This is a genomic window from Streptomyces sp. NPDC052496 (assembly GCF_040679095.1).
Classification (GTDB): Bacteria; Actinomycetota; Actinomycetes; order Streptomycetales; family Streptomycetaceae; genus Streptomyces.
The window spans coordinates 13,850-35,194 of sequence record NZ_JBFAUH010000019.1; the positions used below are offsets into that span (position 1 = coordinate 13,850).

A 21,345-nucleotide genomic window follows, 5' to 3' on the forward strand; every position below is an offset into this window, starting at 1 on the left:
GGCTACGCGCCCTTGGGCGGGTTGGGAACACCGGGGCCGCCGTCGGGCGTGGGCGGCTGGTGCGGTCCGGGGTACGGCTCGCCGGGGAGTTTGTCGCCTCCGAGGCTGCGGGGAGTTGTGGTCATCGTACGGATGCCTCCTGGCTGTTGTGCGTGACGCGACCGCGGGTTCACGGACGCGCCCTATTGCGAGCGGGATACCGCGCTGGTGGGCGATTCGCCGTGCTGGGGGTGCCGGCGGATCAGGACTTGGCAGTCGGTCGCCTTGGACCGGTCCCCGGCCTTCAGCGCGACGACGAGCGCACGCGCCAACTCCGCACACCCGGGGCACTCTCCGGCGGCCCCCTGAGTCCCGCGCGGGGCCGTCACGTCCGGCCCTCTCGCCCGTGAGGGTGACCGGCCATGACACCGTTGCAGCTCAGCACGGTGAGCGGCCGCCCATCGCCCCGAGCAGCCTCCCGGTCCCCGTACGCGGACGCGCACACGTCACAGCCGGACACCGGTACCGGCTCCCATTCCCGGACCGCGTACGGGCCTTCCACGGCCGCGCCACGCCTTTCCCTGACTCCCATGGGCAGTCCCTCATCTGTTCCTGAATCGCACACTTACTCAGTGCGGCCAACTGGTTACAGCGTGACGCAACGCTCAGTAGTCTGGGGGGATTCGGGCGCCCAACCTGACGGCTGGGCCCTGCGGCATATGCACGCGCCGCTGACCACCGGAAACGCCCTCCCCCTGAGCCATGACCAGACCTTGAGTCGGGAGAATCGTGGACGAAGAGACCGACACCCCCGAAGACCCACGCCGAGAGTTCGCCGAGGAATGCCGCAGCGCACGCGAACTCCACGACCCGGCACCGCTGACGCAGGCCCACCTGGCCAGACTGCTCCGTACGTCCAAGAGCACGATCTCGCGCGTGGAGACGTGCCAGGGGGCGATCCCGCCGGACCTTCCGCCGCTGTTGGACGAGGTCTTCGGAACGGACGGGAAGTTCAAGCGGCTGCACGAGGAGGCAGTTGCCTCCTCCTTCCCTACGCTCTACCGGCGACGCATGACCCTGGAGCGCGCCGCCGTGGTCATCCGGGAGTGGTCGCCGACACTCGTGCCAGGGTTGTTCCAGACAGCCGATTACGCGCGTTCCGTGTTCAAGGGCGGATTCCCACGAGCCGGCACGCGAGAAGTCTCAGCGTTCGTGAACGATCGGTTGGCAAGAAAGGCCGTACTGGACGGAGATACGCCCCCGGATGTTCGACTGGTGCTGTGCGAGTCCGTCCTGCGTCGTCGCATCTGCCCGCCCGAGGCCATGCGACGCCAACTGAAAGCCCTGCTCGAAGCCGGAGCGCGGCCCACCGTCCGCGTTCAGATCCTCCCCTTGGACGCTCCAGCCCACCTGTTCAGCGACTGGCCGGTGACGCTCATCACCTCACCCAGTCACTCCGTCTCCGTCTGCGTGGAGAACTTCCGTACCGCCGGCATCGTGGATGACGCGGACCATGTTCGAACGGCTCTGCGGACCTACGATGAACTGACCGGCGACGCATTGTCCGCACGGGAGAGCGCACGCCTGATCGCTGAGCAGATGGAGAAACTTACGTGAACATCGAGCCGACTCGGTGGGTGAAGTCGAGCTACACCAGCGCGGAGGGCGGCAACTGCGTGGAGTGGTCGCCCGCAACCGCCGAAGCGACAGGCGCCGTCCCGGTCCGCGACAGCAAGAACCCGCGCGGCCCCGTCCTCACCTTCCCCGCCCGCTCGTTCGCTCAATTCATTGCAGGCGTCAAGGCCGACGCATTCTCCACCTGAACACGGTTCGTACCAACGAGCAGCCCATGGAGGCATCGTGACCCGGCACATCACGACCCCGCCCCAAAGTCCTTCGTGGGCCAAGTCGAGCCACAGCAGTCCAGACGGCGGCAACTGCCTGGAATGGTCCCCCTCGACCACCGAAACACCCGGCACCATCCCCGTCCGCGACAGCAAGAACCCACGCGGCCCCGTCCTCACCTTCACCCCCTCCGCCTTCGCGGAATTCATCGCGGGCGTCAAGGCCGACGCGTACTCCGGCCCCCGGCAGTGACGGACGCGCCGCACACGCTCCTCGCACCGGGCGCGAACCTCGCGGCGCTCCGTAACACGCGCGGGCTGTCCCGGACGCAACTGGCCAGACAGGCGGGCATTTCTGCCTCCCTCCTGTCCAGGATCGAAGCGGGGGACAGGGCTCTGGCACCGGCCGTAGCGGCGGCCCTGGGGAAACCGATGGGGCTCAGCATGGCCGATGTGCTGGGCCGGGCTTCGGTCTCCCAGGGTGACGAGCAGCGGGTGGCCGCTCTCCACTCCGCGATCCGGGACTACGATCTACCCGGACGCCACGAAGTTCACGAGAACGGCATACTCGCAGCCCTGGAAACCGCCCGGCAGCACCGCGACGCCGCAGAAGTCGACCGACTGCTGGCGCTGCTTCCCCAGTTGCTCAGGAGTGCCACCACTTACGCACACGACGTCAACACGGTGGACGCGTGGATGGCGCTGTCCGAGGTCTACAGCACCGTGTACTGGCTGGCCGCCCGGCACCGCTGGATGGACATGGCCGAGCTGGCCGTGACCCGGCAGCGCTGGGCCGTCGAGCAGAAGCCCGACCCGCTGGGAGTGGCGATCGCCGCCCGCGACCGGGCCGGCGCGTACCTCAACGGCGGTGACTTCGAGGGCGGGCTGACGATCGTCGACCGTGCCATCGCGCAGGCCCAGTCCGGCCTGTCCGGGCAGGAGCGCGCCTTCGCGGTGGGCGTGCTGAACCTGCGCGGCATGACCCTGGCCGGGCGCCTGCACGACAAGCAGGAGGGCCGGCGGGAGGCCGAGCGGCACATCGCGTCCGCGTGGGAAGCTGCCGAGTGGTTCGACGACCGGGACTGGCACCGGCACAACATGATTTTCGGGCCGCGGAACACCACCACCCACGTACTCGCCACCCGTCTCGACCTGGGCCGTCCTCGTGAGGCCCTGGAGGTGGCGGAAGACCTCGACACGGCCCTGACGGGTCTGCCCGCCACCCGCGTCGGCCCGACCAGGATGAACCTTGCCCGCGCCCAGCTCGACGTGGGCGACCGCGACGGAGCGCTGGAGAGCCTGAGCGCCGCATGGGACGCGGCCCCTCAGATGGCGCGCATTCACCCCACGGCGCGGGAGGTGTTCCGCGTACTGTCGTCCCTGCACCGGCGTAGCAAGCCCGAGCTGCTGCGCCTGTCCAAGCTCTCAGGCATCAGCCTCTAGGGACCGAACACGCAGGTGAGCGCGCTCGCCGCGGCCCGTACGGCCAGACAGCTCGTGGAGGCACCGTGACGCCCTGCCTGACGTACTCCTGGACCAAGTCCAGCCACAGCAGTCCAGACGGCGGCAACTGCCTGGAATGGTCCCCCTCGACCACCGAAACACCCGGCACCATCCCCGTCCGCGACAGCAAGAACCCGCGCGGCCCCGTCCTCACCTTCACCCCCTCCGCCTTCGCGGAATTCATCGCGGGCGTCAAGTCCGGCAGCTTCGCCGGCTGAGGCGCGCCGCCCTTATTCCTCCACCAACGCCTTCACCAGGCGGGTGATCGAAGGACGCGGGTCGGGCGCGCCCGGCCACGTGGTCATCAGCACGTGGTGGGCGGCGCCGACGATGGCGAGGGCCACGCTGTGGGGGTCGAGGGTCGGCGGGAGCCGGTCGTGGGACTGTTCCGCCTTCAGGTAGCCGGTGATGGCGTCCTGGATCGCGTCGAAGCCGGGGGCTCCGCCCGCGAGCGCCTCGCGGATGCGTGCCGTGGCGGCGGGGCGGGTCATGGCGAGTCCCGAGATGGCGGGGCCGCCGGAGTCGAGCAGGGCGAGGGCGACGGCTTCGAGGTTGTGTCTCACCGTGTGCTGCCCGACCCGTTCCGACAGCGCTCGCGCCTTCTCGGCCGTCCGCGCGAACCGGTCGAGGCACAGTTCGGCCACGAACGCGTCGAGGCCCGCGAAGTGCGCGTGCAGCAGCCCCTTGGAGCAGCCGGCCTCGGTCGTGACGGCCCGGCTGGTGAGTGCGCCAGGGCCGTCCCTGACCACGATGCGTTCGGCGGCCGCGAACAGCCGCTCGGCCACGTCCGGGGTTGCCACTCCGCGCGGTGACATGGGTCCGCCTTCCGTTCCGTCCGCACCGCCCACCAGGGGCGTGACAGGGGAAATCGTAACGCCGATTGCCAGTTTGGGCATGTGCCCATACTGTTTGGGCGTACGCCCATTCTCCGTCGCCCTCCCGAGGAGGCACTCGTGCCGGACATCGTCAACACCGAGCAGGCGCAGGCATGGAACGGCCCCGAAGGCGTCCACTGGGCCCGCAACCAGGACCGCTGGAACGCCGTGAACGGCGGCTTCGACGAGCCGCTGCTCGACGCCGCCCGGATCACCGCCACCGACCGGGTCCTCGACCTCGGCTGCGGCTCCGGCCAGACCACCCGCCTCGCCGCACTCAGGGCGCCCCGGGGACACGCGCTGGGCCTCGATCTGTCCGGCCCGATGCTCACCGAGGCGCAGGCCCGCGCGGAGCGGGAGGGCGTCGCCAACGTGGCTTTCGTGCAAGGCGATGCGCAGACCCATGACTTCGGGGCGGCCTCGTTCGATGTGGCGATCAGCCGCTACGGGGTGATGTTCTACGCCGACCCCGAGGCGGCCTTCGGGAACATCGGCCGGGCCCTGCGCCCCGGCGGCCGCCTGGCGTTCGTCTGCCCGGCCGATGCCCGGCTCAACGACTGGGTCGCGGCGATGGAGTCGCTGCGCGGCATCGTGCCGGCCGGCGACTTCGGGCAGCCGGGCCTGCCCGGCATGTTCTCCCTGGCCGTACCCGACCGCGTACGCGCCATCCTCACCACGGCCGGGTTCACCGGCATAGCCGTGGACCGGGCGCAGGCGTACGGGACGTGGGGCCAGGGCGCCGAGGACGCCGCCGACTTCCTGCTGTCCACCGGCCCCGGCCGCCACCTCATGGAGCAGGCCGGCGCCGCCGACCAGGCCCGTGCCCGCGACACGCTCACGGCTCACCTGCGCGCGTACGAGACGGCGGACGGCACAGTCCGGCTCCGCAGCACATCGTGGCTGGTCACGGCGTCCGTGCCGGTCACATGAGTCACATGAGGACGACGTCCACCCCCCTCTCCTCCAGCACGGCCACCACCTCCTCGAAGGCGCTGTAGCGGCTGCCGTCAGGCGTCAGGAGGTGGCTCAGGTGTCGGCGGGCCACGTGGGAGTGGTGCCAGCGGAGGGTGAAGGGGGTGGTGGCGCCGAAGCGGCCGGACAGGCAGTCGGAGAGGGCGTTGAGACAGCCGCCGAAGTAGCCGCCGGGACCGTTGATCGCTTCGCCGAGGGCGCAGTACAGGGCGGTGTCGTCGGTGATGTGGCGGCCGTCGAGGTCGTAGACATGGCCGGGCGGGCGGTCCGGGGTGTGGCGGGAGCGGCGGCAGCCTCGTTCCCGGACGATGTCGAACCACTGCTCGCGCTCGCGGGCCGGGTAGGCGGCCCAGAGGTTCGGCTCGGTGGGTGGTGCGGTGAGCCAGCGGGTCCGGAGGGGGCGGGCCCAGGTGGGGATCTGCGGGAAGGGGGCCTGGGTGAGGTCGATGTCGAGCAGGCCGTCACCGAGGGCGGACGGGCGCCAGCCGGAGACATGGGGGGCGGGTATCAGGCGGTCGGTCAGCTCCGCGCCGGTGTGGTCGAGGATGCGGAGTTCGGCCTCGTCGAGGAAGAGGGAGCGGCGGGTGCCGGTGGCGAGGGCGGCGTCCAGGGCGGCGCTGGGGGCGCAGCCGAGGAGTTGGCAGGGCGGGCCCGAGGGGTCCTCGTCGGGCGGGAGGACGATCGACAGGTCCCGGCAGTGGCCGAGCCAGGTGCGTTCGTCGTGCAGGGAGAGACCCGCTCCGAGGTACGGGTCCTCGGGGTCACCGTAGAAGTCCTCGACGCCGTCGATGGTGATGTCCCAGCGTGCGGCGTCGGCGGGGTCGGGGCGGCTGCCGGTGACGCGTACGTCGACCAGGCGCCACGCGTCCAGCCGCTCGGAGCCCTCGGAGCCCTCGGGGCATCGGCCGTCGGCCTCCGGCCGGAGCCAGATGTCGCCGAGCCGGGCGGCGTCGGTGTGGGTGGCGGTGGCGGTGCCCGTGCCTCTACCGGCGCCGGTGCCGGTGACGACCCGCACCGCGTCGAGGAGCGGGCCGTCCGGGGCGCAGCCGAGGAGCTCGTACGCGCGGCGGGGCGGGTCGGCGTACAGGCCGGTGACGTCGGCGCAGACTGCCCAGACCGCGTCGTCGTCCGTGTTGACCAGCGCGTAGGCCGGGGTGTCGGTGCGGGTGAGGCCGGGCGGCCAGTGGTGGGTCGGCTGGGGGTTCAGCGGTGGTCCACTCCTGTGGTCACGGGCGCGCCCGGCCCCGTACGGCGCGGGCGTCAGCCGTGATCGTAGACAACCGTGACCGGCGCGTGGTCCGACCAGCGGGCGTCGTGGGAGGCGGCGCGCTCGACGAAGCCCTTGATCGCGCGGGTGGCGAGACCGGGGGTGGCGACGTGGTAGTCGATGCGCCAGCCGGCGTCGTTGTCGAAGGCGCGGCCCCGGTAGGACCACCAGGAGTACGGGCCCTCGGTGTCCGGGTGGAGGGCGCGGACGACGTCCGCGTAGCCGCCGTCGTGCTCGTCGAGGACGCGGCTGAGCCAGGCGCGTTCCTCGGGGAGGAAGCCGGCCTTCTTCCGGTTGGCCTTCCAGTTCTTCAGGTCGGCCTCCTGGTGGGCGATGTTCCAGTCGCCGCAGACCAGGACCTCGCGGCCGGAGGCGGCGGCGCGCTCGCGCAGGGCGGCGAGGTACGGGAGGAACTCGGCCATGAAGCGTTCCTTCTCGTCCTGGCGCTCGGTGCCGACGTCGCCGGAGGGGAGGTAGAGGCTGGCCACCGTCACACCGGGCAGGTCGATCTCGGCGTACCGGCCGCTGGTGTCGAACTCGGCGGACCCGAAGCCCACCTGTACGCGCTCGGGCTCGCGGCGCGAGAAGAGGGAGACGCCGGCCCGGCCCTTGGCGGCCGCCGGGGCGTGCACCGTGTACCAGCCCTCGGGCTCACGGGCCTCGGCCGGCAGCTGGTCCGGCTCGGCGCGTACCTCCTGGAGGCAGATCACGTCGGCGTCCGTCTCCGCCAGCCACGGCAGGAAGCCCTTCTTGGCCGCGGCGCGCAGGCCGTTGACGTTGACGGTTGTCACAGTTAGCACTACTTGCTCCCTCATCGCGCTGGCGGCAGCGCAGCCTACGCGATGAGGGAGAGCAGGAACGATTCGGCGCTATCCGCGCCGGTCAGCGGGCCGGTGCCCGGCGCGGTGAACGCCGGGCACCACGGTGAGCCGCCCCGGTCAGTGGCAGATCGAGGAGGACGGGGTCGCGTACAGGTCGCGGTAGCAGGTCGGCAGCCGGTCGCTGTCGGTCTTGTTGACCGCGGTGATCACGTACCTGCCGTCGCGGTCGCCGAGCAGCTGGTACGGCTTGTGGCCCCACCCGATGGTGCCCGGGTAGTCCTGTTCGCCGCGGCCGTCGCCGTTGCTGCTGTCGTCGTAGGACTGACCGCCGAAGCTGACCGGCGGCGCGGGGTCCGCCGGGGCCGCCACGGCAGCTCCGGTCACACCGGTTGCGGACAGCGAGAGTACGGCGGCGGCGGTGGCCAGCACGGGACGCAGACGCATGGCTTTCTCCTTCGGTTCAGCGTCAGTGGCGCAGCAGCCGTTCCCCGCCCCGCGCCCGGATCGACCGGTTCCGCACCGACACACCCCCATCGGGTGCTTTGGCTCCGCCGAACCGCCGTATGCGAGGAGAGGCCGGAAGCGGGGTCCGGTAGAGGGGCCACCGGTCCGTCACCTGGACTTCTCGCCCCGCCGGGCGGACATCCGTACGATTCGGCGGATGGAGATCCGTCCCGTCCCCTACGACCATCCCGACGCCGTCGCACTCGACCGGCTGGTGCAGCGTGAGTACGCGCAGCGGTACGACGACGAAGGCGACATCACCCCGCTCGACCCGGGGATGTTCCGGCCGCCGCACGGCCTGTACCTGCTCGCCTACGAGGACGGGCGCCCGCTGGCCACCGGCGGCTGGCGGACGCAGGACGCCAACCCCGAGGGGTACGCGGACGGGGACGCCGAGATCAAGCGGATGTTCGTGGTGGAGGGTGCGCGCGGGCGCGGACTGGCCCGGCGCATCCTGGCGGCCCTGGAGGCGGACGCGCGCGCCGCGGGCCGCACCCGGATGGTGCTGGAGACGGGCATCAAGCAGCCCGAGGCGCTGGCGCTGTACGCGTCGTGCGGCTACCGGATGGTGACGAAGTTCGGCCTGTACCGGACGTACGAGGACAGCCGGTGCATGGCGAAGCCGCTGGTGGGGGACGCCGGGACGCCGGTCGGTACGTGTAGCCGGACGCACAGCCCGTAGGGCGGCGGAACACAGGGCGGGCGGGGCGGGGCGCGGGAGGGGCCGGTCCGCCGGCCGCGTTGACAGCGCTCCGGGCCGCTCCCCATACTCATTCCACTAATGAACTAGTGGAAAGGGGGATTCGGGTGAGCGACCCGAGCCCATGGGCGATCGAGGCGGTCGGCCTGGGGAAGAAGTACCGCCGCGGCTGGGCCCTGCGGGACTGCTCGTTCCGGCTCCCGGCGGGCCATGTGTGCGCGCTGGTGGGCCCCAACGGCGCGGGCAAGAGCACCTTCCTGGGGACCGCCACCCGGCTCGTACGGCCCACGGCCGGCACCCTGCGGCTGTTCGGCGTGCCGGTCAGCGACCCGGCCGTACTGGAGCACATCGCCTTCCTCGCCCAGGACAAGCCGCTGTACGCGCGCTTCACGGTCGCCGAGACCCTGCGCCTGGGGCGGGAACTGAACCCGCGCTGGGACGCCGCGGTCGCCGAACGCATCGTCCGCGCCGGCCGGATCCCCTTCGACGCCCGCATCGCCACCCTCTCCGGCGGCCAGCGCACCCGCGTCGCGCTCGCGCTCGCCTTCGGCAAGCGGCCGAAGCTGCTCCTGCTGGACGAGCCGATGGCGGACCTGGACCCGCTCGCCCGGCACGAGCTGTCGGGCCTGCTGCTGGCCGAGGCCGCCGAGCACGGCACGACCGTGGTGATGTCCTCGCACCTGGTCTCCGAGATGGCGGACATGTGCGACTACCTGCTGGTGCTCGCCGAGGGGCGGCTGCGGATGGCCGGGCGGACGGATGAGCTGGTGCCGGGGCATGTGCTGGTGACGGGGCTGGCACAGCCGTCGGGGGCCGCGCCGGGCAGCGGCGGTGTCCCCGCCGAGCTGACCGAACGCCACACCGTCGTCGAGTCCCGGGTCACCGGGCGGCAGTTCACCGCCCTGATCCGCCCCGGCGGCCCGCTCCCCGACTCCTGGGAGACGACCGAACCGGACATGGAGGAAGTCTTGCTGGCCTACCTGCGCTCCCCGGGAGCACCGCCGCTGATCACCGAGGAAGCGCGGATGGCACCGGCGTCCGGTACGGAATCGGGTAGGGGATCCGGTACGGAATCGGGCACGGGATCCGGTACCGGCGGCGACCGGGGGGCCGTGGCATGAGCGTCCTCACCCGTACCGCCGACAGCGCCGGGAACGACGCCGCCACCCGCCGCGGCGTCCTGCACGGCATGACCTGGCTGGTCTGGCGCCGGCACCGCGGCACCTTCCTCCTCGGCCTCGCGATCACCGCCCTGGCCTGCGCGGTCTTCGCGTACCAGCGCATGGGCGTCCTGGACTTCCTCGAAGCGCACCCGCACACCATGGGCCGCTCGTCACGTGCGGACGGCGACCTGCTGATGCGGTTCCAGGACGCCTTCCACTCCACCTTCAGCGGGGACGTGGGGTTCCTGAAGTCCGTGCCCGTCGTGCTCGGCGTGTTCGTCGGCGTCCCGCTGATCGCCTCCGAGCAGGAACAGGGCACCATCCGGCTGGCCACCACCCAGTCCGTCTCCCGCGGCCGCTGGATCGCGGTGAAGCTGGGCGTGCCGCTGCTGCTGGTGTGCGTGTGCACCTCGCTGATGTCGGCCGCGTTCACCTGGCTGTGGGAACCGGCCCACGAGCTGGCCGAGTTCGGCGACTGGTACCACGACGGCCTGCTGGAGGTCACCGGCCCGTTCCCGGTCGCGCGCTCCCTGTTCCTGACGGTCGTCGGCATCGCCGTCGGAATGCTCCTGCGCCGTGTCGTCGCTTCCATGGCGCTGCTCTTCGTCTTCGGCTTCGGTACGGGCGTGGTCTGGGCGGAGCGGGTGTGGCCGCTGCTGGCTCCGCTGCGCCGCAAGCTGTACCCGTACGACCAGGGCGACCCGCTGCTGCCCGGCGGCGCCGTACGGATGGACGACTGGCTGGCCACCGCGGACGGCCGGGTCTTCGGCATCGGGACCTGCACCGATGACCCCGGCGAGACGTGCCGCGCGAAGCTGGGCATCGTCAGCCGGGCGACCGACTATTACGGCTACGACCAGATGGCGGGTATGCAGTGGGCGGGCACCGGCATCCTGCTGGCGCTCGCCGTGGCGGTGACCGTGTTCATCGTCTGCTGGGCCCGGCGGCGGCCACTCTGAGCGGCAGCGCTTTGACACTCCGTGCGAGTGGGCCGATCATCGAGCCGAAACGGACGCCGGGGCACAAGTCACCACGGCCACGGCGGCCACGAGAGACGGGGAGGGGGTGAACGCGGTGGAGTTCCGTATCGACCGGCGCAGCGGCGTCGCCACCTACCTCCAGATCGTCCAGCAGGTCCAGCAGGCCCTGCGGCTGGGCATCCTCGTCGAGGGCGACCGGCTGCCCACGGCCGCGCAGGTCGCGGCCACGACGAAGGTCAACCCGAACACGACCCTGAAGGCGTACCGGGAGCTGGAGCGCGAGGGCCTGGTGGAGCCGCGGCCCGGCCTGGGCACGTTCGTGAGCCGGTCACTGGCCCGGCCCGAGTCCGCCGCAGACTCCGACGCGCTGCTGCGCGAGGAACTCCGTACGTGGATGGAGAAGGCCCGTACGCAGGGCCTGACCAGGGAGGACGTGCAGGCGCTGCTGAACGCGGTGGTGGCGGAGCGCTACCCGGCGGCTGAGGACGCGGGCGCCTCCGGCCGGTGAGGGCGGGGGCGCCCCGGCCGCTGAGGGCGCGCGGCTTCCGCCGGCCCATGCCCCCTCAGCGGCTCTCCGCGATCAGCTCTTCCACCTGCTGGCGGACCTCGGCCGCCGGGTAGCGGACGATCTCCGGGCCGAGGCCCGCCAGCGCCGCGTCGGCCGGGCCCCTGGCCGGCTCCGAGACCTCCGCGACCAGGACCGTGCGGCCCGGCGGCACCTCCGCCGCCAGCATGTCCACGGCCGCGTTGTCCGCGCTGGCCCGGCGCGCGTCGTGCACGCCGCCCAGCAGGCCGCCGGCACCGAACCCCGCCAGGGCGCCCAGCGGCCCGCCCAGCAGCCCGACGAGCCCGCCGAGCAGCCCGCCGACGGCGAAGCCGCGCGCGGTACCCGTGTGGTCCTCGCTCTCGGGGAAGGTGACGTTGCCGTCGGTGTCGCGGGCGATCACGGTGGCCTCGCGCAGCGCGATCCGGTGTTCGGCGTCCTCGTGGCGCAGCGCGTCCAGGGCGCGCCGCGCCGCGCCCGGACCGGCGTCGGTGAGGTCCAGGAAGAGCACGTTCTCGTCCATCGCGGTGGCTCCAGTGATCGGCTGTCGAACGGTGGGGTACCGGAACGCCTGCTCCGGGTGCGGGCGTCTCACACCACTCTTGGCGCGACCGGGGCCGTACGCACGTCAGGGGCCCTCGGAAGACGGCCGGTCGGAGGCAGTGCCCTCGGAGGCAGCGTCCTCGGAGCTGCCCCTCTCGGAGGCAGTGCCCTCGGCGGACGACCGCACCGCCCCGCTCAGATCCAGCGTCGCCCGCGCCCCGCCGCCCTCCGGGTTGGCGAAGGTCAGCCGCCCGCCCAGGACCCGCGCCTGCCCGGACGCGATGGTCAGGCCGAGACCGAGCCCCTGGCCGTCCGAGCCGCCGCCCGTACGGAACCGCTGCGGCCCGTGCACCAGCAGGGCCTCCGGGAAGCCCGGCCCGCTGTCGTGGACGTGCAGCACGCCGCGCTCGACCTCCACGGTCACCGGGGCCGCGCCGTGCCGCAGCGCGTTGCCGACCAGGTTGACGAGGATCCGCTCGACCCGCCGCGGATCGGTCTCCACCAGCCCGTCCGAGACCACCCGTACCGTCACGCCCGGCTCGCCCAGCGCCGCCACCGTCCGCCGCGCCAGCTCGCCCAGCGGCCGCAGCTCCGTGTCGGCCTCCTCGGTACGCGCGTCCAGCCGCGCCACCTCCAGCACGTCCTCCATCAGCCCCCGTACCCGCTGCGCCCGGTCCTGGACCAGCTCGGTGGGGCGCGAGGGCGGCAGCAGGCCGGCGGCCGCGACCAGTCCGGCGACGGGGGTGCGCAGCTCGTGGGCGATGTTCGCGGTGACCTCGCGCTCGGCCTGGAGGCGGGCGGCCAGCGCGTCGGCCATGGTGTTCACCGCGGTGGTCAGCTGCGCTATCTCGTCCTTGCCGCCGCGCGGCAGCCGCGCGGTCAGGTCGCCCTCGGCGATCCGCTGGGCGGTACCGGCCGAGGCGGTCAGCCGGCGGCCCAGCCGGCGGGCGACCAGCAGGCCGACGACGCAGCCCAGCGCGGTGCCCGAGATGCCCGCCAGCAACAGGACGCGGTCCAGGCTGCGCAGCGTCTCGCGCTCCCGTACGTACGGGCGCTTGAGCGCGATGACCTCGCCGTTCAGCTCGGTCGCGGCCCACAGGTGCGGCTTGGGGCCGTCGGGTTCGAGGTAGACGCCGCGCTTGCCGTGGGCGACGGCGTCCTTCAGCGGGCCCGGGAGGTCGGGCGGGTCGACGATCGCCCGGCCGGTGTCGATGCCGGCCACCCGGTCCTGCACCAGGCTCTGCAGCCGGCCGTCGATCGACTCGGCCGCCAGGTCGAACTGCGCGTCCACGGTCCGGTTGTGCACGAGCACGCCGATGAGGACCGCGACCACGGCGGCCGTGGCGGCGATCGCTATGCCGATCTTGGCGCGCAACCCCATGACGTCCTAGAACTCCGGGGTGTGCAGGCTGATGCTGCCCAGCTCGGCGGCCTTCTGCGGCGACAGGCGGTCGGAGACCAGCGTGGCGCGCGAGTAGAACGCGGGACGGTCCTGCCGGTGCTGCCCCTCCTGCTTGAACAGGCCGCTGAGCGTGACCTTGACCGCGTACGGCTGCCGCTCGCACCCGGGCCGGCACCAGGCGCCGCTGAGCCCTCCGGTGGCCTCGGCGGTCGCCTCGCCCCAGGACGTCCAGCGCAGACCGGTCAGGCTCACCGAGTCGGCGAGGACGAAGGAGGCGGGGCGCTGCAACGGGCGGCGCGCCGCGTCGGAGACGTACACGGGGTCGGTGACCTCGGCCGCGGCCGGCGGCGAGGGGGACACGGCGGGGCCCGCCACCCGCAGGCCGCGCGGGTCGGAGCAGCCGGACAGCAGCAGCGCGGCCGCGGACATCGCGGCGACGCAGGCGGTCGCGGGGAGTGAGCGCACGTGTCCCTCGGTCGGCTGGGTGGCTTCGGGCGGCACCGGGGTGCCGCCGGGGCGCCACGGGTGGGCTTTTACGACAAAGGTAGCCGTGTCCGCCCAGATTGCCCCCACGCTAAGCAGCCTGTTTCACGGCGGCCCCACGGCCGTGTAACGACGTTCCATCGGTGGCCCGGGGTGGCCGGTTTGCTGGTGGCGGCCCTGGTCGAGGCCCGGACCGGTGCCGATCACGGGCCCCGTCCCAGCCCCCGCTTGACCCTCCCCTCACGTCAGGCCGCAGCCTTTCCCCGTACGGCACGGGCCGTACGGCGGCCCGGCGGGCCGTGGCACGAAAGGCGGTTCCATGGCGTACTCGGTCGGGCAGGTCTCCGGCTTCGCGGGCATCACCGTCCGCACCCTGCACCACTATGACAAGACCGGCCTGCTCTCCCCCAGCGCCCGCAGCCCCGCCGGTTACCGCCTGTACGACGACGCCGACCTGGCCCGTCTCCAGCAGATCCTCTTCTACCGGCAGCTCGGCTTCGGCCTCGACGAGATCGCCGCCATCCTCCAGGACCCGCAGGCCGACGCGCTGGACCAGCTGCGCGCCCGGCACCGCCTGCTCACCGAGCAGATCAGCGAGCTGCAACGGCTGGTCGAGGTCGCCGAGCGGGCGATGGAGGTACAGCGTACGGGCGTGCGGCTGACGCCCGAGGAGCGCTTCGAGGTCTTCGGCGAGGTCACCTTCGATCTCAGTTACGCCACCGAGGCGCACCTGAAGTGGCAGCACAGCGCGGGCCACCAGCAGTCCATGGCGCGGGCCGCCGCGCACACCAAGGAGGACTGGGCGCGGATCATGGCCGAAGCCGGCGCGTGGCGGCACCGGCTGCTCGCCGCCTTCGACGCCGGGGAGGCCGCCGACGGCGAGCGGGCCATGGACCTGGCCGAGGAGCACCGCGCCCACCTCACCCGCTGGTTCACGCCGTGCCCCACCGACATGCACGGCCGGATCGCCGACGACTTCGCGGCCGACCCGCGGGCCTTCGCCCTGGTCGTACCGCCGTCCCAGCAGCGGCCGGGCCTCGCCGCTTACCTGCGGACGGCGGTGTTCGCCAACGCGGTACGCCAGGCCGCCGGTCCGTCAGAAGCCGCACCCCCAGCCACTCCGGAGCAGTCATGAAAATCCTCGTCACGGCGGCCGGTTCGTACGGTGACGTCGCCCCGTACACCGGTCTCGGCGCCCGCCTCCGGGAGGCCGGGCACAGCGTCGCCCTGGCCGCCGACGCCTCGTACGCGCGGCTCGTACGCGCCGCCGGACTGGAGTTCCGGGCGCTGCCCGCCGATCCCAGGAAGGAACAGGGCGCAGCCCCCGGCGGAAAGCGGGAGCTGATGCGCCGGGCCGCGGCCTTCGTCCGGGAGCTCGGGCCGGGCATCGCCGGTGCGGCCACCCCCGGCACCGATCTGCTGCTCCTGTCCGCGACCACGGCCCCGCTCGGCCGGCACGTCGCCGAAGCCCTGGGTATCCCCTCGCTGGACCTCCCCCTCCAGCCGAACGCCCCCACCGGCGCCTTCCCGCCCGTCGTCACCGGCACCCGCTCGCTCGGCCGCTGGGGCAACCGCGCCGCGGGCCGCCTCTCCCTCCGGATCGTGGACCGCCTGTACGCGGACGGGGTACGGGACCTGCGCGCGCAACTCGGCCTGCCGCCCGCCTCGGCGCGCGCGGTACGCCGACGCCGGAACGCGGACAGCCGCCCGGTCCTGCACGGCGTCAGCGCGGCGCTCGTCCCCCGGCCGGCCGACTGGCGCCCCGGCCTGGAGCTGGTCGGCAACTGGTGGCCGTACACCGCGCCGGACGCCACCCTGCCGCCCGCGCTGGAGGACTTCCTCGCGGCGGGCCCGCCGCCCGTCTTCGTCGGCTTCGGCAGCATGGCGGCGGGCGGCGGGGAGGACGGAGCGTCCGAACGGCTGGCGGCGACCGTCGCGGCCGCGCTGCGCCGCGCCGGGGTCCGGGGCGTGCTCCAGTCCGGGTGGGCGGGGCTGGCCGCCCCTGCGGACGGCGCCGACATCCTGACCGTCGGCGAGGTCCCGCACGCCCTGCTCTTCCCGCGCACGGCCGCCGTGGTGCACCACGCGGGCGCGGGCACGACGGCCGCCGCGCTGCGGGCCGGGGTGCCGGCGGTGCCGGTTCCGGTCACCGCCGACCAGCCCTTCTGGGCCGTCCGGCTGGCCGCGGTGGGCGCCGGTACGGACGCGGTGCCGTTCCGCGCGCTGGCGGCAGAGAACGCGGCTGATCACCTGGCCGAGGCCATCGGGCGCGCCGTACGGGAGCCTTCGTATCGCGACGCCGCCGGTGCGGTGGCGCGGCGCATGGCGGCGGAGGACGGCGCGGGTGCCGTGCTCAAGGCGGTGGAGAGTCCGGTGTGAGGCGGGGGCGGGCCGAAGGCTCCGGCGGCCCGCCCCTCCCCCGTCCTCGTCAGCCCTCGGCCCCTCGCGACAGCCGTACGGTCACGACCTGGAACGGCCGCAGCGACAGCGCCACCCGCCCGTCCCGCACCTCGCCGACCGCCGAACCCTCCATCGCCCGTTCCAGCAGGTCCGTCTCGACCGCCCCCGCCACCGGGAACCCGGCCGTCAGCGTCGCCGACGCCCGCCCGCCGCGTGACTCGTACAGCCGGACCACGACGTCCCCGCCGCGGTCCTCGGCCAGCTTCACGGCCTCCACGACCACCGCGTCGTCGTCCACCGCGACCAGCGGCTCGACCGGCCCGCCGCCCCGCACGGTGCGCTCGGGCAGGTTGATCCAGTGGCCTTCCCGTACCGCGTCGCCGACCGTCGCGCCGGGCGCGAGCGCGTACCGCAGCCGGTGGTGGCCCTGGTCGGTCTCCGGGTCCGGGTAGCGGGGCGCGCGCAGCAGGGACAGCCGTACGGTCGTGGTCTGGCCGCCGTCGGGGCGGATGTCGCGGGTGACGTCGTGCCCGTACGTGGAGTCGTTGACCAGGGCCGCGCCCCAGCTGGGCTCCTCGACCTGGATCCAGCGGTGCGCGCAGATCTCGAACTTGGCGGCCTCCCAGGACGTGTTGGTGTGGGTGGCGCGGAAGACGTGCCCGAACTGGGTCTCGGACGCGGAGCGGTCGGCCTTCACGTCCAGCGGGAAGGCCGCCTTGAGGAACGTCTCGGCCTCCCGCCAGTCCACCTCGGTGTCGATGTCCAGGACCTTGGCACCGGCCCGCAGTGTCAGGGTCTGTACCACGGTGGAGCCGTGCCCGAAGGACCGGGCGACCTTGATCCGTACCTGGTCCGGGCCGGCCGCGTCGACCGTCAGCTCGTCGACGGCCACCAGGTCGGTGACGTTGTGCCGGTAGAACTCGTCCACGTCCCAGGCGTCCCACATGTTGGGGAAGTCCGGGTGGATCTGGAGCAGGTTGGCCGCGGCGCCCGGTGCGACGGACTCCCGTCCGGCCTCGATGTCATATGCCGACACGACCAGGCCGCGGGCGTCGACATCGATCCGCAGCCGGCCGTTGGCGAGCCGATGGCCGCCGGTGGCCCGGCCGTCCACGGTCAGCGGCTCGACGGTCACCGGATCCACGGCGACGGGAGTGCCGCCCTGTCCTGGCGCGAGCTGCGCGCCGCCCGCCGGGACGCCGCCGCGCGCGTGCGGAGCCGCGTTGAACACGATCTCCCGGTCGCCCGGCCCGGCCAGCGCGGTCTGCGCGGCGAGCACGATCGCGGTCAGCTCCTCGCGGACCCGCGCGTACGTCTCGCGGGCCTCCCGGTGCACCCAGGCGATCGATGAGCCGGGCAGGATGTCGTGGAACTGGTGCAGCAGCACCGTCTTCCAGATCCGCTCCAGGTCCTCGTACGGATAGGCGTAGCCCGGTGCCCGTACGGCGGCCGTGGCGGCCCACAGCTCCGCCTCGCGCAGCAGCGACTCGCTGTGCCGGTTGCCCTGCTTGGTCTTGGCCTGCGAGGTGTACGTGCCGCGGTGCAGCTCCAGGTACAGCTCGCCCGCCCACACCGGCGCGTCCGGGTACTCGGCGTGCGCCTTCTCGAAGAACGCGGCGGGCCGCTCGATCTCCACCCGCGGCGAGCCCTCCAGGTCGCGCAGCCGGGCGGCGCGGGCCAGCATCTCGCGGGTGGCGCCGCCACCGCCGTCCCCCCACCCGAAGGGCGCCAGCGACCGCGAACCCCGCCCCTTCTCCCGGTAGTTGCGCGCGGCGTGCGCCATCTCCTTCCCGCCGAGGTCGGAGTTGTAGGTGTCGACCGGCGGGAAGTGGGTGAAGACGCGGGTGCCGTCGATGCCCTCCCACCAGAACGTGTGGTGCGGGAACCTGTTGACCTGGCTCCAGGAGATCTTCTGCGTCAGGAACCACGTCGAGCCGGACAGCTTCACCAGCTGCGGCATGGCCGCGGTGTAGCCGAAGGAGTCCGGCAGCCACACCTCCTTGGTCTCGATGCCGAACTCGTCGAGGAAGAACTTCTTCCCGTACAGGAACTGCCGGGCCATCGCCTCGCCGCCGACCATGTTGGTGTCCGACTCCACCCACATGCCGCCGACCGGCACGAACTGCCCCGCCGCGATCTTCGCCTTGACCTTGGCGAACACCTCGGGGCGGTGCTCCTTGATCCAGGCCAGCTGCTGCGCCTGCGACATGGCGAAGACGAACTCGGGGTGCCCGTCCATCAGGTTGACCATGTTGGAGGACGTACGGGCCACCTTGCGGACCGTCTCGCGCAGCGGCCACAGCCAGGCGGAGTCGATGTGCGCGTGGCCGACCGCGCTGATCCGGTGCGCCGAGGCGTGCGCCGGGGAGGCGAGGACGTCCGCGAGCTGGGCGCGGGCCCGCGCGGCCGTACCGGGGATGTCCTTCAGGTCCACCGCGTCCAGGGCGCGTTCGACGGCGCGCAGGATGCCGTGGCGGCGCGCGTCCGCCACGTCCAGCTCCCTCATCAGGCTGCCCAGCACCTCCAGGTCCTGGACCAGTTCCCAGACCTCGGTCTCGAAGACGACGAGGTCCATCCGCCGCAGCCGGTACAGCGGCGTGTGGCTCGCGGTGAGCCGGTCGCCCTCGTAGGTGGGCCGGTGGTCCGCCAGCACCGGGTTGGAGGCGGCCTCCACGTACAGCTCGACCGCCTCGTCGCCGGTGGCGGCCTCGGCGATGCGCACCCAGTCGTTGCGCGGGTTGAGGCCCTTCACCGCCTCGCCGTCCGCCCGGTAGACCAGGCCCTCGCACTGGAAGCCGGGCATGTTCGCGTCGAAGCCGAGGTCCAGTACGGCTTCGACGGTGCGCCCGGCCCACTCCTCCGGGACCTGCCCGGTGACCCGGAACCAGGTGGTGCCCCAGGCGGGCCCCCACCCCTCCCCGGTCTTCGTCGGCTCGTACGCGGCGGCCAGGCCCTCGGCCGGCGGCACCGGCTCGCCCGGTGCCTCCCAGCGCTCGACCGTCAGCGGCACGGACCGGCTGCGGACGGCGGGCACGATGCGGTCGGTCAGGACACGGCGTAGACGGTGTTCCACGATGCTGCGGTCGTCGTGCATGGGGGCGCTCCGGTGGGTGTAGGCGGGTGGGTGCGGGCGGGCGTGCGGTGGTACGCGTCCTGCGGGTTTTCTGCCCCTCGGGCGCGTGGCTTACCAGGTGAATACGGCCGCGGCGGCCGGCGACGACGTGTACGGCTCGCCGACCGCCCGCACTTCCAGCCGCGTCCCCGGCTCACCGGACGTACGGCGCAGGGCGGGCAGATGGAACGCGGTGCCGCAGGTGCCGCCCAGGAAGCGCCGCTTGCCGCCGGGCAGCGCCTGGTGGAGCTCGTAGTGCCGTACGGGCCCGCCCTTGGCCGACGGACGCCAGGTCAGCCGGAGTTCCGCCACGCCGTCGCCCGTGCCGCGCGAGGCGGCGACCTTCAGGGCGCTCGGCGGCGCGGGCGTGTGCGCGGCCGGGTCGCCCTCGTGCACGGCGAGGGCGCCGAGCCGCCAGCGGACGGGGCCGCCGCCGGGGGCGCTGAGCCGGACGCCCAGCGCGTACGCGGTCCGGCCGGGTCCGCCGCCGATGCGTACGGTGGAGGTGACCCAGCCGTCCGCGGCCCGTACGGTCCGGGCCGGGAAGCGCCGGAACGCCGGCCGTCCGCCCGCCTTCGCCGGTTCCGCGTACGCCACGGCCGCCTCCACCGTGACCACCGCCGTACCGTCGTCGGCGTGGTGGGTGATCTCCAGGACGGTGCCGGAGCGCAGCGGCAGCCGGGTCCGGTACAGCTCCAGGGTCACGGGCCGGGCGAGCACGCCGGCCGCGCCCTCGACCAGCAGACTGCTGCCGCCGCGCCAGGCCGCGCCGAAGTCGAAGCCGACCGCGGGCCGCTGGAAGGCGCCGCCGTCCGCCCACAGCGCCCAGCGCCGGCCCGGGAGCCGGTCCTGGAGCCCGAGGTGGTTCCACTCGGTCTCGCCGGTGCGCACCCCGTCCTCGTACCAGGCCGTTCCGTGACCGGTGTTGAAGGTGGTGGCGAACGGGACGGACATGACGGTGGAGCGGTCGGCGACCGTACGGGCCGCGGGCCGCCAGGAGCCCGGCCCCTCGGGCGCCGAAGGATCGGTGTTGCGGCCGCCCCAGAACTGGTCGTCGCGCGCGTGGAACGCCCCGGGCGCCTCGCCGGACCGCCGCGTCCACTCCGGCCGGTAGAGCCCGTACGAGACGACGTGATCGCGGCCCTCCGGCACGAAGGCGTCCCAGTTCACGCGGGAGTTCCAGCCGCCGGCCTGCACGTCGACGCCCGCCCACAGCTCGTAGGGCGAACGCCCCAGCCGCCGGGCGTACGCGGCCGACGACGCCAGCCGGGCCGCGCTCCACCGGAAGTCCACGAACACCGTGTCGGACAGCTTCTCGGTCCCGCGCTGGAAGAACATCGCGTTCTTGTCGTTGAGCGCGCCCTGCCAGCCGACCCGGCCGTCCGCGTTGAACGCGTCGTACCAGGTGATGCGCAGTTCGGGAGCGCCCTTGCGCAGGGCCTGCACGAAATCGGCGAACTGCCGGGCCAGCGCGGGGTCACCGCCGTCGGTCTCGCCGTTCAGGAACCAGCCGTCGAAGCCGTACGTACGGGCCACCTGGACCATCTTGTCCGCCAGCGGGAAACGGCCGGACGCGTCCTTCTGGACCAGCTCCCGCGTCCACGTCAGCTCGCCGCCGTACGCGGTGGGCGGGAGGAAGACGTTGCCCAGCACGGGCACGCCGTTGCGGTGCGCGGCGTCGATGACCGGGGCGTTGGGGGCCAGGATGACGCCCTCGCCCGAGGAGCCGCCCCAGAAGACCAGTTCGTCCAGGTAGGCCCAGTGGGTGAGGGCGTAGAAGTCCGCCGTGGCGCTGCCCTGGGAGGGATTGCCGGCCGTTCCCGCGAAGGAGACGAGCGCGGAGATCCGGGCCTGACCGGCGCGGGCGGTGCGGTTGGCGGGCACCGGCGTGAAGCGCTCGGCGAGCGGCACGGTCGCGATGTTGTACGGCAGGTCCGCGTCGTCCTGCGGGCGCCAGCTCTTCAGGCTGCGCCACACCGCGCCCGGGTCGGGCTCGCGGCCCTCGGGGAAGCTGTCGGGGAACCAGTAGGACGCGTGCGGCTGGAGCGCACCGGCCGCCGCCGGGCCCGGGGCCTGCGCCCGTCCCGCCGTTCCGGGGGCAGCCGCCCGTACGGCCGCCCCGGCGCGCCCCGCCGTCAGCGGCAGCGCCAGCCCCGCCCCGGCCGCCGCGGCCCCGGCGACCAGCCCACGCCGCGACACCCCGTGCTCCGTGCCCCCGCCTCGCCCCGCATCACGTCGTACGTCCATGGCGTC

Annotated in this window: 22 protein-coding genes; 12 read left to right on the forward strand and 10 right to left on the reverse strand. The window is 73.3% G+C overall.

Features of this window, described 5'->3' with window-relative positions; all coding sequences use genetic code 11:
- Window positions 1-2: 2 nt before the first annotated feature.
- On the reverse strand, window positions 3-125 hold the full coding sequence (locus tag AB0L45_RS24465; protein WP_365843311.1) for a hypothetical protein: 123 nt from the start codon (window positions 123-125) through the stop codon (window positions 3-5).
- Between the two features lie 643 nt (window positions 126-768).
- On the opposite strand from AB0L45_RS24465, the gene AB0L45_RS24470 reads away from it, so the two are divergent.
- From AB0L45_RS24470 to AB0L45_RS24490, 5 genes are all read left to right on the forward strand, one after another.
- Window positions 769-1,596 carry a helix-turn-helix transcriptional regulator gene (locus AB0L45_RS24470; RefSeq protein WP_365843313.1) on the forward strand — a complete coding sequence of 276 codons (828 nt, stop codon included), beginning with the start codon at window positions 769-771 and terminating at the stop codon, window positions 1,594-1,596.
- The gene (locus AB0L45_RS24475; RefSeq protein ID WP_365843315.1) at window positions 1,593-1,802 is read left to right on the forward strand and encodes a DUF397 domain-containing protein; all 210 of its coding nucleotides are present in this window, start codon (window positions 1,593-1,595) and stop codon (window positions 1,800-1,802) included. Before AB0L45_RS24470 ends, AB0L45_RS24475 begins: the two co-directional genes overlap by 4 nt.
- Before the next feature lie 37 nt (window positions 1,803-1,839).
- Entirely contained in the window at window positions 1,840-2,076 is a 237-nt protein-coding gene (locus tag AB0L45_RS24480) for a DUF397 domain-containing protein (RefSeq protein ID WP_365843317.1), read from the forward strand.
- Window positions 2,073-3,266: a helix-turn-helix transcriptional regulator gene (locus tag AB0L45_RS24485; RefSeq protein ID WP_365843319.1), complete on the forward strand. Its 1,194-nt coding sequence runs from the start codon at window positions 2,073-2,075 to the stop codon at window positions 3,264-3,266. Before AB0L45_RS24480 ends, AB0L45_RS24485 begins: the two co-directional genes overlap by 4 nt.
- A gap of 65 nt (window positions 3,267-3,331) precedes the next feature.
- Window positions 3,332-3,544 carry a DUF397 domain-containing protein gene (locus AB0L45_RS24490; RefSeq protein ID WP_365843321.1) on the forward strand — a complete coding sequence of 71 codons (213 nt, stop codon included), beginning with the start codon at window positions 3,332-3,334 and terminating at the stop codon, window positions 3,542-3,544.
- Between the two features lie 12 nt (window positions 3,545-3,556).
- Here AB0L45_RS24490 and AB0L45_RS24495 read toward each other — a convergent pair whose 3' ends face one another.
- A complete protein-coding gene (locus AB0L45_RS24495) occupies window positions 3,557-4,141 on the reverse strand; it encodes a TetR/AcrR family transcriptional regulator (protein WP_365843322.1) in 585 nt (194 codons plus the stop codon).
- 138 nt (window positions 4,142-4,279) lie between these two features.
- On the opposite strand from AB0L45_RS24495, the gene AB0L45_RS24500 reads away from it, so the two are divergent.
- Window positions 4,280-5,131 (forward strand): methyltransferase domain-containing protein, encoded by an 852-nt coding sequence (locus tag AB0L45_RS24500; protein ID WP_365843324.1) that lies wholly within the window; start codon window positions 4,280-4,282, stop codon window positions 5,129-5,131.
- Between the two features lies 1 nt (window position 5,132).
- Here AB0L45_RS24500 and AB0L45_RS24505 read toward each other — a convergent pair whose 3' ends face one another.
- From AB0L45_RS24505 to AB0L45_RS24515, 3 genes are all read right to left on the reverse strand, one after another.
- Window positions 5,133-6,188, reverse strand: a complete 1,056-nt coding sequence (locus AB0L45_RS24505; RefSeq protein ID WP_365843326.1) for a barstar family protein — start codon at window positions 6,186-6,188, stop codon at window positions 5,133-5,135.
- A gap of 245 nt (window positions 6,189-6,433) precedes the next feature.
- Window positions 6,434-7,240, reverse strand: coding sequence for an exodeoxyribonuclease III (locus AB0L45_RS24510; protein WP_365843328.1), 807 nt, complete (start codon window positions 7,238-7,240; stop codon window positions 6,434-6,436).
- A 138-nt stretch (window positions 7,241-7,378) separates the two neighbouring features.
- Entirely contained in the window at window positions 7,379-7,705 is a 327-nt protein-coding gene (locus AB0L45_RS24515; RefSeq protein ID WP_365843330.1) for a hypothetical protein, read from the reverse strand.
- A gap of 217 nt (window positions 7,706-7,922) precedes the next feature.
- On the opposite strand from AB0L45_RS24515, the gene AB0L45_RS24520 reads away from it, so the two are divergent.
- The 4 genes from AB0L45_RS24520 to AB0L45_RS24535 all read left to right on the forward strand — a co-directional run bounded on the left by AB0L45_RS24520 (window position 7,923) and on the right by AB0L45_RS24535 (window position 11,116).
- Complete coding sequence (locus tag AB0L45_RS24520) at window positions 7,923-8,447, forward strand: GNAT family N-acetyltransferase (RefSeq protein ID WP_365843332.1); 525 nt, start codon at window positions 7,923-7,925, stop codon at window positions 8,445-8,447.
- 125 nt (window positions 8,448-8,572) lie between these two features.
- Window positions 8,573-9,586 carry an ABC transporter ATP-binding protein gene (locus AB0L45_RS24525; RefSeq protein ID WP_365843334.1) on the forward strand — a complete coding sequence of 338 codons (1,014 nt, stop codon included), beginning with the start codon at window positions 8,573-8,575 and terminating at the stop codon, window positions 9,584-9,586.
- A complete protein-coding gene (locus tag AB0L45_RS24530) occupies window positions 9,583-10,587 on the forward strand; it encodes an ABC transporter permease (RefSeq protein ID WP_365843336.1) in 1,005 nt (334 codons plus the stop codon). Before AB0L45_RS24525 ends, AB0L45_RS24530 begins: the two co-directional genes overlap by 4 nt.
- A 106-nt stretch (window positions 10,588-10,693) precedes the next feature.
- Window positions 10,694-11,116 (forward strand): GntR family transcriptional regulator, encoded by a 423-nt coding sequence (locus AB0L45_RS24535; RefSeq protein WP_365843338.1) that lies wholly within the window; start codon window positions 10,694-10,696, stop codon window positions 11,114-11,116.
- A 55-nt stretch (window positions 11,117-11,171) separates the two neighbouring features.
- Here AB0L45_RS24535 and AB0L45_RS24540 read toward each other — a convergent pair whose 3' ends face one another.
- The 3 genes from AB0L45_RS24540 to AB0L45_RS24550 all read right to left on the reverse strand — a co-directional run bounded on the left by AB0L45_RS24540 (window position 11,172) and on the right by AB0L45_RS24550 (window position 13,562).
- A complete protein-coding gene (locus AB0L45_RS24540) occupies window positions 11,172-11,675 on the reverse strand; it encodes a DUF1269 domain-containing protein (protein ID WP_365843340.1) in 504 nt (167 codons plus the stop codon).
- 105 nt (window positions 11,676-11,780) lie between these two features.
- Window positions 11,781-13,076, reverse strand: coding sequence for a HAMP domain-containing sensor histidine kinase (locus AB0L45_RS24545; RefSeq protein WP_365843342.1), 1,296 nt, complete (start codon window positions 13,074-13,076; stop codon window positions 11,781-11,783).
- A 6-nt stretch (window positions 13,077-13,082) separates the two neighbouring features.
- Window positions 13,083-13,562: a hypothetical protein gene (locus AB0L45_RS24550; protein WP_365843344.1), complete on the reverse strand. Its 480-nt coding sequence runs from the start codon at window positions 13,560-13,562 to the stop codon at window positions 13,083-13,085.
- A 337-nt stretch (window positions 13,563-13,899) separates the two neighbouring features.
- On the opposite strand from AB0L45_RS24550, the gene AB0L45_RS24555 reads away from it, so the two are divergent.
- Entirely contained in the window at window positions 13,900-14,715 is an 816-nt protein-coding gene (locus AB0L45_RS24555) for a MerR family transcriptional regulator (RefSeq protein WP_365843346.1), read from the forward strand.
- Window positions 14,712-15,959 carry a glycosyltransferase gene (locus AB0L45_RS24560; protein WP_365843348.1) on the forward strand — a complete coding sequence of 416 codons (1,248 nt, stop codon included), beginning with the start codon at window positions 14,712-14,714 and terminating at the stop codon, window positions 15,957-15,959. Before AB0L45_RS24555 ends, AB0L45_RS24560 begins: the two co-directional genes overlap by 4 nt.
- Window positions 15,960-16,008: 49 nt before the next feature.
- Here AB0L45_RS24560 and AB0L45_RS24565 read toward each other — a convergent pair whose 3' ends face one another.
- Both AB0L45_RS24565 and AB0L45_RS24570 read right to left on the reverse strand, forming a co-directional pair.
- Window positions 16,009-19,074, reverse strand: a complete 3,066-nt coding sequence (locus tag AB0L45_RS24565) for a glycoside hydrolase family 38 C-terminal domain-containing protein (protein WP_365843350.1) — start codon at window positions 19,072-19,074, stop codon at window positions 16,009-16,011.
- 90 nt (window positions 19,075-19,164) lie between these two features.
- Complete coding sequence (locus AB0L45_RS24570) at window positions 19,165-21,339, reverse strand: endo-beta-N-acetylglucosaminidase (RefSeq protein ID WP_365843352.1); 2,175 nt, start codon at window positions 21,337-21,339, stop codon at window positions 19,165-19,167.
- Window positions 21,340-21,345: the final 6 nt, after the last annotated feature.